Here is a 16,135-nt window from a genome sequence, read left to right as displayed (position 1 = left end):
TGCCTGAATATATTTTCGTTATTTATCAATAGATTGAGATAACAACCTAAAGCAATCTGCACGCAAGATAGAGCAAACTGTTTATCCGCTGTCGGCCCTGCAACAGTCAGATCACCACATTGCGCACGAAACGCGCCGCAACCTCCCCATCGTTGCGATAGGTGTGCGGCTGGTTGCTGGCAAACATAAAAAACTCCCCGGCGGCGATGTGCTGCGGCTGGTCGCCAAGCATCAGGGTCAGGCAGCCCTCGAACACGAAAATCTGCTCGCTCCAGCCTTCGGCATCCGCTTGCGAGGGATAGACCTCCCCCGGTTGCAAACACCATTCCCACTGTTCCACTTCCCGGGTGGCCGCTGCCTTGGACAACAGCACCGCTTTGCTACCGGGAATGCTGCCGGCCCAGGCCAGTTCGTTGATCCGGCTCGGATCGCGATTGTCCGGGGCCTGGATCAGATCGCTGAAGGCCACTTCGAGGGCTTCGGCAACGCGGTCCAGAGTGGTCAGGCTGACATTTTTCTCGCCAGCTTCGATCGCCACCAACATGCGCCGACTGACCCCGGATTTTTCCGCGAGAGTCGTCTGGCTCATGTCCGCAGCGTGACGCAGGCGTCGGACGTTCTGGCTGACGTGTTGCAGGACCGAAGCCCGCTGAACAGAATCTTTGTGCACTATATTGCTCACTGGCTGGGGTTGGGCAGTATACTGCGCAACATTTGGCGCATTGTGCGTCCCCTCCTTAAAAGTGCGCAAGATCATGACGTCAGCCAACTCCCCTCAAACTCCCCTGCGGTTTTCCCGGTTCAGCAAAGCCGAGTGTGTGCTGGTGCTGATCACCATGCTGTGGGGCGGCACCTTTCTGCTGGTGCAGCACGCGATGACCGTCAGCGGCCCGATGTTTTTCGTCGGCCTGCGCTTTGCCGCCGCGGCGAGCATCGTGGCGCTGTTTTCGTGGAAGCACTTGCGTGAGCTGACCCTGTTCGAACTCAAGGCCGGCGCCTTCATCGGCGTGGCGATCCTGCTCGGTTATGGTTTGCAGACCGTTGGCTTGCAGAGCATCCCGAGCAGCCAATCGGCGTTCATCACTGCGCTGTACGTGCCGTTTGTGCCTTTGCTGCAATGGCTGGTGCTGGGCCGGCGTCCGGGTTTGATGCCAAGTATCGGCATCATGCTGGCGTTTACCGGATTGATGCTGCTGTCGGGGCCGTCCGGCGCTTCATTGAATTTCAGTCCCGGCGAAATCGCCACGCTGATCAGTGCCATCGCCATAGCGGCCGAGATCATCCTGATCAGCACCTATGCGGGTCAGGTCGATGTGCGCCGGGTGACAGTGGTGCAACTGGCGACGACTTCGGCACTGTCGTTTCTGATGGTGGTGCCGACCGGCGAGGCGATTCCCGACTTTTCCTGGCTGCTGCTGAGCACAGCCCTTGGGTTGGGCGCGATGAGTGCGGCGATTCAGGTGGCGATGAATTGGGCGCAGAAAAGTGTTTCGCCAACCCGCGCGACCTTGATCTACGCCGGTGAGCCGGTGTGGGCCGGGATCGCCGGGCGGATTGCCGGCGAGCGTCTGCCTGCGATTGCATTGGTGGGTGCGGGACTGATTGTGGCGGCGGTGATTGTCAGTGAGCTGAAGACCAAGGGCAAAGCGACACAAGCGGTCACAGAAGAGTTCGAGCGCAAGACAGAAGGCTAAGCGGGGTTTTTACGACTACCTTGTAGGATTCAGAGACATCCTCGCGTTTGGCGATCCGGGAGCTGGCACGTATGATGCTTCACAAACTTCCGCAGATTAGAAGCCTATGTCCCTGATAGTTCTACTGCTTCTGCCTTTTGTGGGCAGCTGTCTGGCAGCCGTGCTGCCGCACAACGCACGTAACGCCGAATCCCTGCTGGCAGGCCTGGTCGCTTTGATCGGGACTGTCTCGGTCGCCATGCTGTACCCGCAAATCGCCCACGGCGGCGTGATCCGCGAAGAGTTCACGTGGCTGCCCAGCCTGGGGCTGAACTTTGTCCTGCGCATGGACGGCTTTGCCTGGCTGTTTTCGATGCTGGTGCTGGGCATCGGCACGCTCGTTTCCTTATATGCCCGTTATTACATGTCGCCGGATGACCCGGTGCCGCGTTTCTTCGCATTCTTCCTGGCGTTCATGGGCGCCATGCTCGGGCTGGTGATCTCCGGAAACCTGATCCAGATCGTGTTCTTCTGGGAACTGACCAGCCTCTTCTCGTTCCTGTTGATCGGCTACTGGCACCACCGTCACGACGCCCGGCGCGGCGCCTACATGGCGTTGATGGTCACCGGTGCGGGAGGACTATGCCTGCTGGCGGGGGTCATGATCCTCGGCCATGTGGTCGGCAGCTATGACCTGGACAAGGTCCTGGCCGCCGGCGATCTGATTCGTGCACATGCCCTCTACCCCATCCTGCTTCCCCTCATTCTTATCGGCGCCCTCAGCAAAAGCGCCCAGTTCCCCTTCCACTTCTGGCTCCCCCACGCGATGGCGGCGCCGACACCGGTTTCGGCCTATCTGCACTCGGCGACCATGGTCAAGGCAGGGGTTTTCCTGCTCGCGCGGTTGTGGCCGTCGCTGTCCGGCAGCGAAGAATGGTTCTACATCGTCAGCGGCGCTGGCGCCGCCACGCTGTTGCTCGGCGCGTACTGCGCGATGTTCCAGAACGACCTCAAGGGTCTGCTGGCCTATTCGACCATCAGCCACCTCGGCCTGATCACGTTGCTGCTGGGCCTGAACAGTCCGCTGGCGGCGGTCGCCGCAGTGTTCCACATTCTCAACCACGCGACCTTCAAGGCTTCGCTGTTCATGGCCGCCGGGATCATCGACCACGAAAGTGGCACCCGCGACATCCGCAAGCTCAACGGTCTGTTCAAACTGATTCCGTTCACCGCCACCCTGGCGATGGTGGCCAGTGCGTCCATGGCCGGCGTGCCGTTGCTCAACGGTTTCCTGTCGAAAGAAATGTTCTTCGCCGAAACCGTGTTCATCAATGCCACCGCGTGGGTGGAAGCGACGCTGCCAATCGTGGCGACCATCGCCGGTACGTTCAGCGTTGCCTACTCGTTGCGTTTTACTGTCGACGTGTTCTTCGGCCCGACCGCCACCGACCTGCCCCACACCCCGCACGAGCCACCACGCTGGATGCGCGCTCCGGTTGAACTGCTGGTATTCACCTGCCTGCTGGTAGGGATCTTCCCGGCCCAGATCGTCGGCCCGTTGCTGGCGGCGGCTGCACTGCCGGTAGTCGGCGGCGTGCTGCCGGAATACAGCCTGGCGATCTGGCACGGTCTCAATGCGCCGATGATCATGAGCCTGATTGCCATGTCCGGCGGCATCGTGGTCTATCTGCTGCTGCGCAATCAGCTCAAGCGCGGCCGCTTCAAGTTCCCGCCGCTGGTGGGCCGCTTCAACGGCAAGCGCCTGTTCGAGCGCAGCCTCGTCGCGATGATGCGCCTGGCTCGGCGACTGGAGCGGCGGATCGGCACCAAACGCCTGCAAACCCAGCTGTTCCTGATGGTGCTGGCGGCGGTGCTCGCCGGGCTGATCCCGATGCTGCACAGCAGCCTGAGCTGGGGCGACCGGCCGAAGATCCCCGGTTCCATCGTATTCGTGACCCTGTGGCTGCTGGCAATCGCCTGTGCCCTCGGCGCCGCGTGGCAGGCCAAGTATCACCGTCTCGCCGCCCTGACCATGGTCAGCGTCTGCGGCCTGATGACCTGCGTGACCTTCGTCTGGTTCTCGGCGCCGGATCTGGCCCTGACGCAACTGGTGGTCGAAGTGGTGACCACGGTGCTGATCCTGCTCGGCCTGCGCTGGCTGCCACGGCGGATCGAAGAGGTTTCGCCGTTGCCGAGCAGCCTGCGCAAGGCCCGTGTGCGGCGTCTGCGCGACTTGCTGTTGTCGATTGCCGTCGGCGGTGGCATGGCTTTGCTGTCCTACGCGATGCTGACCCGGCAGACCCCGAACGACATTTCCTCGTTCTACCTGAGCCGCGCCTTGCCTGAAGGTGGCGGCAGTAACGTGGTCAACGTGATGCTGGTGGACTTCCGTGGTTTCGACACCCTCGGCGAAATCACCGTGCTGGTGGCCGTGGCGCTGACGGTGTTCGCCCTGCTGCGCCGCTTCCGTCCTCCAAAGGAAAGCCTGCAACTGCCAGCCCAGCAACGCCTGCTGGCGCCGGACGTGGTCACCGATCTGGTCAACCCGCGTTCGGCCAGCGACACCGCGCTCGGTTTCATGATGGTGCCGGCGGTGCTGGTGCGCCTGCTGCTGCCGATTGCACTGGTGGTGTCTTTCTATCTGTTCATGCGTGGACATAACCAGCCAGGTGGCGGTTTCGTTGCCGGTCTGGTGATGTCGGTGGCGTTCATCCTGCAATACATGGTCGCCGGCACCCAGTGGGTCGAGGCTCAAATGAGTCTGCGGCCGCTGCGCTGGATGGGCACCGGGCTGCTGTTCGCCACGGTCACCGGACTCGGCGCAATGCTGGTGGGTTATCCGTTCCTCACCACGCACACCTGGCACTTCAGCCTGCCGGTGCTGGGCGATATCCATATCGCCAGTGCACTGTTCTTCGACATCGGCGTGTACGCGGTGGTGGTCGGTTCGACACTGTTGATCCTCACCGCCCTCGCCCACCAGTCGGTCCGGGGACACAAAACCGCTGCCATCAAAGGAGCCGTCTGATGGAAGAAGTCATCGCAATCGCCATCGGCGTGCTCGCCGCGTCCGGGGTCTGGCTGATCTTGCGTCCGCGGACGTTCCAGGTGGTCATGGGCCTGTGCCTGCTGTCCTACGGCGTTAACCTGTTCATCTTCAGCATGGGCAGCCTGTTCATCGGCAAGGAGCCGATCATCAAGGATGGAGTGCCTCAGGACCTGCTCAATTACACCGACCCGTTGCCCCAGGCATTGGTACTGACGGCCATTGTCATCAGCTTCGCCATGACCGCGCTGTTCCTCGTGGTGCTGCTCGCGTCGCGGGGCTTGACCGGCACCGACCACGTTGACGGAAGGGAGCCCAAGGAATGACGGCGATGACCCACCTGATCGCCGCACCGATCCTGCTGCCGCTGCTGACGGCTGCCATCATGCTGATGCTTGGCGAAAAGCACCGGCCGCTGAAGGCGAAGATCAACCTGTTCTCCACCATGCTGGGCCTTGTGGTTTCCCTGCTGTTGCTGCAATGGACCCAGACCACCGGCGTGCCCGGTTCCATCGGCGTCTACCTGCCGGGTAACTGGCAGGTGCCGTTCGGCATCGTGCTGGTGGTCGATCGGCTGTCGGCCTTGATGCTGGTGCTGACCGGGATCATCGGTGTCAGCGCATTGCTGTTCGCCATGGCGCGCTGGGATGGCGCAGGTTCGAGCTTCCACGCGTTGTTCCAGATTCAGTTGATGGGCCTGTACGGCGCGTTCCTGACGGCGGACCTGTTCAACCTGTTCGTGTTCTTCGAAGTGCTGCTCGCGGCGTCCTATGGCTTGCTGCTTCATGGCTCGGGCCGGGCGCGGGTGTCGTCGGGGCTGCATTACATTTCGATCAACCTGCTGGCCTCGTCACTGTTCCTGATTGGCGCGGCGCTGATCTACGGCGTAACCGGCACATTGAACATGGCCGACCTCGCGATGAAGATTCCGCTGGTGCCGGAGGCCGACCGTGGCTTGCTGCATGCCGGCGCGGCGATTCTGGCGGTGGCGTTCCTGGCCAAGGCCGGGATGTGGCCGCTGAATTTCTGGCTGGTGCCGGCCTATTCCTCGGCCAGCGCGCCGGTGGCGGCGATGTTCGCGATCATGACCAAGGTCGGCGTCTACACCTTGCTGCGCCTGTGGACGCTGTTGTTCTCCGGGCAGGCCGGCGCTTCGGCCTACTTCGGCGGTGACTGGCTGATCTACGGCGGCATGGCGACCATGCTCTGCGCCGGCGTGGCGATCATCGCCGCACAACGCCTGGAACGCATGGCCAGCCTGAGCATTCTGGTGTCGGCGGGGATTCTGCTGTCGGCCGTGGGTTTCGCCCAGCCGAACCTGATCGGCGCGGCGCTGTTCTATCTGGTCAGCTCGACCCTGGCGCTTAGCGCGCTGTTCCTGCTGGCAGAACTGATCGAACGTTCACGCACCGCCGTGGAAGTGCCGCTGGAAGACGAAAACGAGCTGCTGCCGCGTCCGCAGCAATGGCAGCCGCCGGTCAAGGGCATCAACCTCGACGATGACCAGAAAGCCGTGGTCGGCCAGGTGATCCCGTGGACCATGGCCTTCCTCGGCCTGAGCTTCATTGCCTGTGCGCTGTTGATCATTGGCATGCCGCCGCTGTCGGGGTTCATCGGCAAGCTGAGCCTGATCGGCGCCCTGCTCAATCCGTTGGGGCTCGGCGCTGGCGAGCCGATCTCGACTGCTGCCTGGGCGTTGCTGGCATTGCTGATCCTCACTGGCCTCGGCTCGCTGATGGCGTTCTCGCGCCTGGGCATCCAGCGCTTCTGGTCGCCGGAGGAACGCCCGTCGCCCGTGTTGCGCAAACTGGAATGCACGCCGATTTTCCTGCTGCTCGGTCTGAGCATCGCCCTGACCTTCAAGGCTGAACCGCTGCTGCGTTACACCCAGGCCGCCGCAGACGCGTTGAACAACCCGCAGCAATACGTGATGGCGGTGCTTGGCACTCGCGCCGTACCGAGCCCGGAAGCCAAGGCAGCGCTGCTGGAGGTGCAACCATGAAGCGCCTGTTTCCAGCTCCGTGGCTGTCACTTGCATTGTGGTTGCTGTGGCTGGTGCTGAATCTGTCGATCAGCCCTGGCAACCTGCTGCTGGGGGCGGCGCTGGGTTTCTGCGCGCCGCTGATGATGCGCAAGTTGCGCCCGCAACAGATCCATATCCGCCGCCCCGGCACAATCCTGCGCCTGTTCCTGCTGGTCGGGCGTGACGTGATCGTCTCCAACCTGCAGGTGGCATGGGGTGTTCTCAACGCCGGTCGCCGGCCGCCTCGCTCACGATTCGTCAAGGTGCCGCTGGACCTGCGCGATGCCAACGGTCTGGCGGCGCTGTCGATGATCTGTACGGTCGTGCCCGGCACCGTGTGGTCGGAGCTGGCACTGGATCGCAGCATTCTGTTGCTGCACGTCTGGGATCTGGATAACGAAGCGCAATTCATCGAGCACTTCAAGGTCACTTACGAGCAGCCATTGATGGAGATTTTCGAATGAGCCCGCTGCTGTCGAATGCGATTCTGCTGACGCTGTTCCTGTTCTCGCTGGCGATGGTGCTGACGCTGGTCCGCCTGTTCAAAGGGCCATCGGCACAGGATCGGGTACTGGCGCTGGACTACCTGTACATCGTCGCCATGCTGATGATGCTGACCCTGGGGATTCGCTACTCCAGCGACACCTATTTCGAAGCGGCGCTGCTGATCGCGCTGTTCGGTTTCGTCGGCTCGTTTGCCCTGGCGAAGTTCCTGCTGCGTGGCGAGGTGATCGAATGAATGCTGAATTGTCTCTGTGGGTGGAAATCCCGGTGGCGATCCTGCTGGTGCTCAGCGGTGTGTTTGCCCTGATCGGCGCGACCGGCCTGCTGCGGATGAAGGACTACTTCCAGCGCATGCACCCACCGGCGCTAGCCTCGACCCTCGGCGCGTGGTGCGTGGCGCTGGCGTCGATCATCTGTTTTTCCGCGCTCAAGTCCGGGCCGGTGCTGCACGCGTGGCTGATCCCGATCCTGCTGGCGATCACCGTGCCGGTGACCACCCTGCTGCTGGCGCGTGCGGCGTTGTTCCGCAAGCGCATGGCCGGGGATGATGTGCCAGCCGAAGTGAGCAGCCGACGCACCGAGAGCAGCAGTTAAATCCAGGCGACGGCCAACAGCCCGGCTCCCAATATCAGACACAGTGGCGAATAAACCCAAGTGTCGAGCCGGGCAAAACGCGACCCCTTCACTTCCTTGAAGAAACCCACCAGCTCCGAATCGCCGATCGCCCTCGCGAACATCAGCAGCGCAATCGCGCTGATCACCCATTGCAACGCCCAGTGATGCACCGGCGAAAACCACCAGCCCACCCTCATGCACACCAGTGCGGCAATCAGTAGCAGGGCCACCGCTACTACCAATGTGATCCAGCCTGACGCCTTGAACGCCGGCCTGAGGGTCTGCCCGCCGTTATCCGCCGGAACCTGCGGTATCACCGCTACGGCCGCCCACTGCCCACCCATCGCCCAATACACATGCATCAGGCTGATCGCCGCAAATATCGTCACCAGCCATTGAGCCAACACAAAGGTCATGGTCGAGAATCCTTTCAAGAGGCTTGAACAAAACATCCTAGCCGGCATTTTTCCATGTGCACGACCGGTCGGCGGTGCGGTAAAGTGCCGCCCCATGAAATTCACCCGTTCCGATCGCTCACTGCTGGCCTGGATGCTCTATTGCTGCGTCCTGTTCAACGTGTTCGCCTGCAGTATCGGTCACGGGCAAATGGTCGGGATGCAGCTCAACGGAATCGGTGGCCAGTTCTGCGCTGTCGACCCGAGCACCCAGGCGCCACTCGCGTCCAATCCCGCGGAAGAAAAACTGCCAACCCTGGCCAAGGCTTTCGGTTGTCCGCTGTGCTCCACCGGCGGCATGGGCCCGGCGTTCAACTCCAGCCTGACCCTGGCGATCCTGCCGGAACAACACAGTCCGCCGCTGCCAGTCATCGTCAGCGCCGACCTCCCTGCCCGCTTCACCTGGCCTTCGGCCAATCCCCGCGCCCCGCCGCTCGCCTGAGTGTCTTTGCCTTTTTGATTTGTCAGCTCATTGCGCCAACGCGCGGCGTTCGCCTGTGCGCTGACTCCTAGACAAGCATTCAGGATTCAAACGATGAAACAACTTACCTTGCTGGCGAGCCTGTGCGGCTGCCTGTCCGTCAACGCCTGGGCCCAATCCACCGTGGATCTGGCGCCGATCACCATTGACGGCGAGTCCGCCGCCGAACCGGGCCTGAGCCTCGACCAGTCCAGCGGCATGGCCTCGCGCCTCGGCCTCAGTGTGCGCGACACTCCAGCCTCGGTGGCCATCGCCAATCGCAATGACATCGAGCGTCATGGCTCGCAGAATTTCCAGGACGCTGCCAACACCCTGCCCGGCGTGAACGCCAGTGCACCGCCAGGCTTTGGCGGATTCGTCTCCTATCGCGGTTTTACCAGCAGCCAGATCACCCAGATGTTCAACGGCATCAATGTCTCCGGCGGGCTGGCGCGACCGGTGGATTCGTGGATCTATGACCGGGTGGAACTGGTCGGCGGCCCGTCGTCGCTGATCAACGGTGCAGGCTCGGTCGGTGGTTCGCTGAACTACGTGACCAAACTGGCCACTCGCGACGAGCAAGCCGCCGAAGGCCGGGTCAGCTACGGCACCTACGACACCACCGAAACCGCGTTCGGCCTCAACCACGCCCTGAGCCAGCCCGGCGCAGACGTGCAGCATTACGCGCGCCTCGACGTCAGCCACAACACCAGCAACGGCTACATCGACCGTCAGGAACGCGATGCCTGGAGCATGGCGTTCTCGCTGCTCAGCGACCTGACGCCGAACCTGTCGCACACCCTGGCCCTGGAATATCAGGACGAACACGAAGACAGCCCGTACTGGGGCACCCCGGTGCTCAACCCCAAGGCTGGCGAGTTGAAAATCGACCGGCACAACCGCTTCAACAACTACAACGTCGAGGACGGCCGCTACGAGCAGCGGACGATCTGGGTGCGCTCGATCATCGACTACCGGATCAACGACAGCACCACCCTGCGCAACACGCTCTATCACCTCGACAGCCAGCGTGATTACCGCAACCTCGAAACCTATCAATACAACGCCGACAACAGCGCCGTGAACCGCTCCACTGCGTATCAGGTCCGGCATCAGGGTGAGCAGGACGGCAACCAGTTCGAACTGCGCCATGACAACACCCTGTTCGGCCTCGCCACCACCTGGTCCGGCGGCTTCGAATACAAGGTCAACCAGACCACCAACTCACCGCTCAACGTCAAAGGCGCCAGCACCGTAGACCCGAACAATTATCGTCCGGGGCATTTCTATGACATACCGGGCACGAAGCCCGGTTTTGTCAGCGACAAGACCAACGAGGTCACCACCAAGGCCCTGTTCGCAGAGAGCCGCCTGGCGCTGACCGACAAGCTTTCGTTGCTCACCGGCCTGCGCTACGACGACATCGACCTGGACGTGACCAACCATCGCACGGTGACGGCGAGCAACCCGCGCCATCTCACGCGCAGTTGGGAGCCTGTCACCGGGCGCGTTGGCCTGACGTATCAGTTCATTCCGTCAGCCAATGTCTATGTGCAGTACAGCACGGCCGCCGAACAACCCAATGGCACTCAGAACTTCGACGTTTCAACGGGCAAGCAATGGGAAATCGGCAGCAAGTTCGACTACCTGAACGGGCGCGGTTCGGCGACGGTGGCCGCCTACACCATCGAGCGCAAGGACTTTGCGGTGACGGATCCACTGGATCCGACCAACAGCATTCCAGTCGGCCAGCAGACGTCCAAAGGCATCGAGATTGCCAGTTCCCTGCGGATCACCGACAAGCTGCTGGCTGAGGGCAACTTCGCCTGGGTCGATGCTCAGTACGATGAGTTCAACGAGAAGAACGCCGCCGGCGTAGTGGTTTCACGCAAGGGCAACACGCCGACCAATGTGCCGGACCGGGTCGGCAATCTGTGGCTGACCTATGACTTCGCTCCACAGTGGCAAGGCGGGGTCGATGCGCGGTATGTGGCCTCGGTGTATGCGGACAATGCCAACACCATGACCGTGCCGTCGTACACGTTGTTCGGGAGTTTCCTCAGCTACAAGGTCGATTCGCACACCACTGTCACCGGCCGGGTGCGCAACCTGACCAACGAGGTGTATGCCGAATTCGCCCATGTGTCGCCGGCGTATTACCTGGGCACACCGCGCACCTTTGAACTGGCGGTACAAACCCGCTTCTGAAACACAGCGGCGAGGGAGAAACTCCCTCGCCGCGCTGCTATAAACCTGCCTGAACCTTGTCCGCCACATCCTTCGGCAGCCATGCCTGCCACACATCCGGATGGGCCTTCATGAACGCCTCTGCCGCTTCCCGTGGCGGAGTGTGTTTCTCGCTCATATCAGCCAGCGCCTTGTTCAGATCCTTGATCGGAAAATCGACTTTGCTGAAGAACGCCGCGATCTGTGGGTATTGCTTCTGGAATGGCGCAGACACCCCGATCGACAGCTTCGAGGCCAGCGAACGGGTCGGTTTCGGGTTGGGGTTATCGGCGTCGGTCAAGGTCTTCCAGGCCTCGGCGTCGAACGGAGGCTCTTCCAGCTGCACCAGTTTGAACTTGCCGAGCAACGGCGTCGGCGACCAGTAATAGAACAGCACCGGTTTGCCCCGGCGGATCGACGAACTGATTTCGGCATCCAGCGCCGCACCGGAACCGCTGCGAAAATTGGTGAAGTCATCCTGCAGCCCGTACGCCGTGAGCTTCTGCTTGTTCACCACTTCCGAGGTCCAGCCGATCGGGCTGTTGAGGAACCGCCCCTTGCTCGGGGCTTCCGGGTCCTTGAACACGTCCTTGTACTTCTTCAGGTCACTGACACTGCGCAGGTCTGGCGCCAGCGGCTTGATGCCTTTTGCGGCATCGCCCTTGATCACGTATTCCGGCACCCACCAGCCCTCGGTGGCACCCTTGACCGTATCGCCCAGGCTGGCGACCTTGCCTTCGGCCTCGGCCTTGACCCACACAGGACTGCGCCCGGCCCATTCCTCGCCGATCACCTGGATGTCATTGTTGGCCAGCGCGGTTTCCAGGGTAATGGTGGTGCCCGGCAACGTGTCGGTCGGCAGGCCATAACCCTTCTCGACGATGATCCGCAGGACATCAGTGATCAGGCTGCCGCTTTCCCAGTTCAGGTCGGCGAAGTGGATAGGGGTCTGTGCCGCATTGACCGCCGGCACCGCAGCCATCAAGCCCATTGTGGCCAGCCCAGCGGCCAGCCACCGTCGAAATCCGTTCATGCTTTGCACCTCGTGCTGTTCACAGCAATAGCAGGATGGCCTGACAGAAGACCACAAGCCTCTGAATACTCAGTCAACTGACTGTAGACGAGGTTCCTGCTTTTTCAGGGGCATGAAACGGACGAGGCTACTTTTCAGACATTTCCTGCAAGCGTTGAAGCTCGCGTCTGACCATGCTGGCGTACTCCGCAGGCTGCAAAGCGTAGATCTGCGAGGCGACCCAGCCGAGCCAGGCGCCTTTCAATTCGGCTTTCGCATCAAACAGACGCCGGGCTTCGTCGCGGGCGCTGTCGAGGTTCTGCAAATGGAAATCGGCGCGACTCACACCTTTCACTCGCTGGCCTTGAAGGTCACCAGCTCGCCCTTGCGCCATTTGGCGGCTTTGGCGGTGACGGCTTTCAGGGTCTTGGTCAGGCCTTCCTGCAATTGTTCATTGGCGGCGAACACAGTGACCGCGCTGTGGCCTTCCTTGAACACGATGGCATGACCGTCGGCGGTGCTGACGAAGGCATAGTCGCCCAGTCCGTACACGGTCATCTTGATCTCGCGAAAACGGATGTCCATCTTGCCGCCTTCACGGCTGGGCAGTACCGAGGCGCTGAAATGATCGCCGACCTTGAGCTTGAGGCCGGGCTTGTCATCGACCACCAATGCGCTTTCGGTGTCGATTTCGGCAACGTAAATGCCTTCGGCGTTTTGCTCGGTGATGTAAACAAAACGCGATTGAAACTGTTTGACCAGCTTTGCCCGCAAATCACCCAGCACGAACAAAGCATGCATATCGAGGTTACTGACTGCCAAAGAAACATCCCCACACTTGAAAGAGTGCCACACGCGAAAAACGCGCACGACGTTGAAAACGGCCAGGCCGATGGTGTTGCGCAATGACTCGAATAAAAGCCTGAACGGGCAAAGTGCTTGTTCAGCGCGAGGTTCACAAGACTACTGGAATGGCGCTCGCGAAACCTGCAAAGACGTTCTCCAAATGTTGAAGGAAAAAGCTTCACGGTTTGCCAGAGAAAACTGACTACAAACTTTAGGGAAAATACTCACCAAGAAAAGCACTTTTCCGACATATCGCACGCAAAAAATTGCTTTAGATAACGCCATGCCGTCAACAGGTGTTGGCGATTCTAGAGCAGCGACGCTGCTCGCGACTACCCGCAACCGTCTGTAAATGCGGGTCAATCCATGAAAAGGACTTCATATGTGCACTTTGACGCATTTTGCCGTGGCTTACGAACAACCCTTTGTCCTGAATGCCCCAGACCTTGGCACTGACGCCGCAGCAGAGCCATGTGGTCGGGAACCACGGTTTCAAGTGATTCCGGCCGGTAACGCCTTTTTCCATATCAGGGAAAAGTCGACCGGCCGTGTAAGAGGTTTCCGTGAGGATCACAACGCTGCCTGTGCCCTCGCCCGCTCGCTGGAATCACGGGTGGCCCACGATCATTAAACGCAATCAGTGCAGGCTGCTACCGGGCTCGTCTTTCAACTGCGCGAGCCATGCAGCCCTGCACTCTTCGGCCTCGTCGCGACTGGCGAACGCCGTGCCCCGCCGCTCACCGTTGAGCAACACCACCCAGCAGACGCTTTGCCCCAGCGCACGCAGCCCGGCCGGAACACCGCTGCCGATCATCACCGCGACATCGACTCTGCATTGCATGCTGACCTCCGATCCTTTCATTAGCTACCTAACTATGTAGGCATGTTAATGATTTGGATCAAGCGGAAACAGCAATGCGCGTGCACAGCTTCATTGCAATTCCGGCAACAATGCTTCAGCGCGGGTTCTCGGGTTTGTACCCCAGGCGCAGCCCGCCCCAGTGCCGCCCCTTGACCATGATCGGCACCGACAAGTCGTGCATCAGCTCGCCGGTATCGCGGGTGTAGGTCTGCAACAGCACCGGTTGCTGATGGCTGCCACAGCGAATGCCTGTGCGGTCGGCGAACTTGCGCTTGGTGCGGTTGTGCACGGTATCGGCCTGCACATCGCCGGTCAGCGGCTGGCTGAATGCCTGATTGTGGGTCGGCACATAACCCTGCTGCGTACAGGCGATGGCGAACACCAGACCTTCGTGGCGCGGCAGCAAGGGCTCCTGAATCGCCGGCAGTACCTGATCGGTGTAGCGGTCGAAACGGGTCTGGAACTTGGCAGGCTGAGTGTTCGGAATCGGCTGATACTGGCGGTCGAACAAATCTTCGAGGCTGATTCGGCCCTGCTCGACATCAGCCTCGAAACGCGCAGCAATCTGGCTCGCACCCTCACGGGCCAGGTCGTAGATGCGCTGGTGATAGTCATCCAGACCGACTTCGGCCAGGCGCTCGCTGATGGTTTCCGCCTGCCCTTCCATCTGCACCGCGGCTTCGGCCAGGCGCCGGGTCTGTTGGTCGCTGATCGCCAGATCGCTGCGCATTTGCTCGATGGCGGTGAACAGGCTGTCAAGCTGTTCGCGATTGGTTTCGGCGCCACGGGCGATTTCACCGACCTGGTTTTCAACTCCGGCCGCCAGTCGCGCGATGTTTTCCAGGTGCTGACCGGTGTGTTCGACTTGCTCGACACCGGTGTGCAAATCGTCGGAGAGCTGGCGGATCTGCTCCACCACTTGCGCGGTACGCTGCTGAATGTCGGCGACCATTTCGCCCACTTCACCGGTGGCCGTCGCGGTACGAGCCGCCAGACCACGCACCTCATCTGCCACCACCGCAAAACCGCGACCATGCTCTCCGGCCCGGGCCGCTTCGATGGCAGCGTTCAGAGCCAGAAGATTGGTCTGGCTGGCGATGGACTGAATCACCAGGGTCACGCGCTGAATGTCGTCGCTGCGCTCGCTCAAGGCTTCGATCAGTTCGCGGCTGGCATTGGCGCGTTGACTGAGTTGATGCATGCGCGAAATGGAATCGACCAGTTCGGTTCGTCCCGCTGCACTGCTGTGATGGGCTTCGCTCGCGGCGCCCAGCGCTTCGCGGCTGAGCTGGGATGTGGCTTGCTCGGTGGCGATCATCACTTCGGCGTTGTTGACGATCTGCGCGGCAGCATCGAGTTGCGATTGCAGCTTGCCGGCCAGTTCCTTGACGGAAAACGCCACGCCGGCGGCTGACAGCGCGTTATGACTGGTGGTGTAAGAAAGATCGCGAGTCAGCTCGGACATCGCGTTGCTGCTATCGACCGGCTGCGCATCGGGGACAGCACGGGAGCGCAGGCGCGGCAGCCAGACAATCAGCACCGCCAGCGGCATGCCCACGTATAACGGCCATTCGCCGAAAGTCATCCCGGCCAGCAACAGCATCAGGGCGACGCTTTGCAGGGTCGGCGACAGCCAGCGATTCTTCGGCAAAACAACTGGTGCAGGCAGAGCCGCAACCAGAGATCCATCTCTCGTCATTTTGTTACCCCACGCTTGTTCTCATTGTTGTGACTGCATTAAACGCCACTACAAGGCCATTATCCATGGTCCGTTAGTCGTGGGTCTGTGGCAGGTCAATGGAACGGTGCGGGGATTTGCGGCAGACGAGAAAAAGCAAAGATCGCAGCCTTCTGCCGCTTTAAACAAAAGCTGCAGAAGGCTGCGATCTTTTCGCGACGACCCGCATTGAAGGGGTCGCCTCAGGAATCAGGCCTGACGCTGGTGCTTGTCGATCTGCTCGTGACGCTCTTGAGCTTCGATGCAGTACTTGGTGGTCGGGCTGATCAGCAGGCGTTTCAGGCCGATAGGCTCGCCGCTGTCGTCGCACCAGCCAAAGCTGTCTTCCTTGATACGCTCAAGGGCTTGTTCCAGTTGAGGCAGCATGCGCTGGTCGCGATCGATCGCGTTTACCAGCCAGGTGCGCTCTTCTTCCACCGAGGCGGCGTCCGCCGGGTCAGCCGGAGTGTCCAGGCTCTCGATGGCAATACGGTTTTGCTCAATGCGCTCGTGGGTTTCGACTTTCATGTTCTGCAACAGCTCGCTGAAGAAAGCGTGTTGCTCGGCATTCATGTAGTCATCTGCCGGCATGGCCAGCAACTTGTCCTTTGTCATTGATATCTCTATAAAAAAACGTGCATTAAGGCGAATTAGGGAGCGTTCCGGCGAACCGCCTGCGGTCATCGGAAAGGCATC

The 16,135-nt window shown here is 61.0% G+C and carries 18 protein-coding genes; 10 read left to right on the top strand and 8 right to left on the bottom strand.

All coding sequences use genetic code 11. The features are described from left to right. Window positions 1-106: 106 nt before the first annotated feature. The gene (locus tag OQ248_RS23000; protein WP_085711410.1) at window positions 107-670 is read right to left on the bottom strand and encodes an XRE family transcriptional regulator; all 564 of its coding nucleotides are present in this window, start codon (window positions 668-670) and stop codon (window positions 107-109) included. 85 nt (window positions 671-755) lie between these two features. Between OQ248_RS23000 and OQ248_RS22995 the strand changes: the two genes are divergently transcribed. From OQ248_RS22995 to OQ248_RS22965, 7 genes are all read left to right on the top strand, one after another. Next, window positions 756-1,694: a DMT family transporter gene (locus tag OQ248_RS22995; protein ID WP_114883722.1), complete on the top strand. Its 939-nt coding sequence runs from the start codon at window positions 756-758 to the stop codon at window positions 1,692-1,694. Between the two features lie 106 nt (window positions 1,695-1,800). Further along, window positions 1,801-4,701: a monovalent cation/H+ antiporter subunit A gene (locus OQ248_RS22990; protein ID WP_114883724.1), complete on the top strand. Its 2,901-nt coding sequence runs from the start codon at window positions 1,801-1,803 to the stop codon at window positions 4,699-4,701. Continuing rightward, window positions 4,701-5,045, top strand: coding sequence for a Na+/H+ antiporter subunit C (locus OQ248_RS22985; RefSeq protein WP_003192163.1), 345 nt, complete (start codon window positions 4,701-4,703; stop codon window positions 5,043-5,045). The genes OQ248_RS22990 and OQ248_RS22985 overlap by 1 nt, the downstream gene beginning before the upstream one ends. Next, window positions 5,042-6,721: a monovalent cation/H+ antiporter subunit D gene (locus tag OQ248_RS22980; RefSeq protein WP_265814116.1), complete on the top strand. Its 1,680-nt coding sequence runs from the start codon at window positions 5,042-5,044 to the stop codon at window positions 6,719-6,721. The genes OQ248_RS22985 and OQ248_RS22980 overlap by 4 nt, the downstream gene beginning before the upstream one ends. Further along, on the top strand, window positions 6,718-7,206 hold the full coding sequence (locus OQ248_RS22975; RefSeq protein WP_265814115.1) for a Na+/H+ antiporter subunit E: 489 nt from the start codon (window positions 6,718-6,720) through the stop codon (window positions 7,204-7,206). Before OQ248_RS22980 ends, OQ248_RS22975 begins: the two co-directional genes overlap by 4 nt. Next, window positions 7,203-7,481: a K+/H+ antiporter subunit F gene (locus OQ248_RS22970; RefSeq protein ID WP_007910754.1), complete on the top strand. Its 279-nt coding sequence runs from the start codon at window positions 7,203-7,205 to the stop codon at window positions 7,479-7,481. Before OQ248_RS22975 ends, OQ248_RS22970 begins: the two co-directional genes overlap by 4 nt. Next, complete coding sequence (locus OQ248_RS22965; RefSeq protein ID WP_265814114.1) at window positions 7,478-7,840, top strand: Na+/H+ antiporter subunit G; 363 nt, start codon at window positions 7,478-7,480, stop codon at window positions 7,838-7,840. Before OQ248_RS22970 ends, OQ248_RS22965 begins: the two co-directional genes overlap by 4 nt. On the opposite strand, the gene OQ248_RS22960 is transcribed toward OQ248_RS22965, so the two are convergent. After that, window positions 7,837-8,277 (bottom strand): DUF3995 domain-containing protein, encoded by a 441-nt coding sequence (locus OQ248_RS22960; protein WP_265814113.1) that lies wholly within the window; start codon window positions 8,275-8,277, stop codon window positions 7,837-7,839. The genes OQ248_RS22965 and OQ248_RS22960 overlap by 4 nt on opposite strands. 94 nt (window positions 8,278-8,371) lie before the next feature. On the opposite strand from OQ248_RS22960, the gene OQ248_RS22955 reads away from it, so the two are divergent. Both OQ248_RS22955 and OQ248_RS22950 read left to right on the top strand, forming a co-directional pair. Next, the gene (locus OQ248_RS22955; protein WP_119427354.1) at window positions 8,372-8,758 is read left to right on the top strand and encodes a DUF2946 domain-containing protein; all 387 of its coding nucleotides are present in this window, start codon (window positions 8,372-8,374) and stop codon (window positions 8,756-8,758) included. A gap of 93 nt (window positions 8,759-8,851) precedes the next feature. Next, on the top strand, window positions 8,852-10,984 hold the full coding sequence (locus OQ248_RS22950) for a TonB-dependent receptor (protein WP_265814112.1): 2,133 nt from the start codon (window positions 8,852-8,854) through the stop codon (window positions 10,982-10,984). 37 nt (window positions 10,985-11,021) lie between these two features. Here OQ248_RS22950 and OQ248_RS22945 read toward each other — a convergent pair whose 3' ends face one another. From OQ248_RS22945 to OQ248_RS22935, 3 genes are all read right to left on the bottom strand, one after another. After that, on the bottom strand, window positions 11,022-12,035 hold the full coding sequence (locus OQ248_RS22945; protein WP_265814111.1) for an ABC transporter substrate-binding protein: 1,014 nt from the start codon (window positions 12,033-12,035) through the stop codon (window positions 11,022-11,024). A 127-nt stretch (window positions 12,036-12,162) separates the two neighbouring features. Continuing rightward, on the bottom strand, window positions 12,163-12,360 hold the full coding sequence (locus tag OQ248_RS22940; protein WP_119427404.1) for a hypothetical protein: 198 nt from the start codon (window positions 12,358-12,360) through the stop codon (window positions 12,163-12,165). A gap of 5 nt (window positions 12,361-12,365) precedes the next feature. Beyond that, the gene (locus tag OQ248_RS22935; protein ID WP_085711422.1) at window positions 12,366-12,836 is read right to left on the bottom strand and encodes a hypothetical protein; all 471 of its coding nucleotides are present in this window, start codon (window positions 12,834-12,836) and stop codon (window positions 12,366-12,368) included. A gap of 406 nt (window positions 12,837-13,242) precedes the next feature. On the opposite strand from OQ248_RS22935, the gene OQ248_RS22930 reads away from it, so the two are divergent. Next, a complete protein-coding gene (locus OQ248_RS22930) occupies window positions 13,243-13,491 on the top strand; it encodes a hypothetical protein (protein ID WP_265814109.1) in 249 nt (82 codons plus the stop codon). Window positions 13,492-13,497: 6 nt separating this feature from the next. On the opposite strand, the gene OQ248_RS22925 is transcribed toward OQ248_RS22930, so the two are convergent. The 3 genes from OQ248_RS22925 to OQ248_RS22915 form a co-directional block, all read right to left on the bottom strand. After that, window positions 13,498-13,701: a hypothetical protein gene (locus OQ248_RS22925; protein WP_265814108.1), complete on the bottom strand. Its 204-nt coding sequence runs from the start codon at window positions 13,699-13,701 to the stop codon at window positions 13,498-13,500. Window positions 13,702-13,816: 115 nt separating this feature from the next. Continuing rightward, complete coding sequence (locus tag OQ248_RS22920; protein WP_265814107.1) at window positions 13,817-15,421, bottom strand: methyl-accepting chemotaxis protein; 1,605 nt, start codon at window positions 15,419-15,421, stop codon at window positions 13,817-13,819. 228 nt (window positions 15,422-15,649) lie between these two features. Continuing rightward, window positions 15,650-16,054: a TraR/DksA C4-type zinc finger protein gene (locus tag OQ248_RS22915; RefSeq protein WP_007935965.1), complete on the bottom strand. Its 405-nt coding sequence runs from the start codon at window positions 16,052-16,054 to the stop codon at window positions 15,650-15,652. Window positions 16,055-16,135 lie beyond the last annotated feature (81 nt).

The organism is Pseudomonas sp. COW5 (assembly GCF_026240005.1).
In the GTDB taxonomy this organism is placed as follows: domain Bacteria; phylum Pseudomonadota; class Gammaproteobacteria; order Pseudomonadales; family Pseudomonadaceae; genus Aquipseudomonas; species Aquipseudomonas kribbensis.
This window is presented reverse-complemented; position numbering and strand designations above follow the sequence as displayed.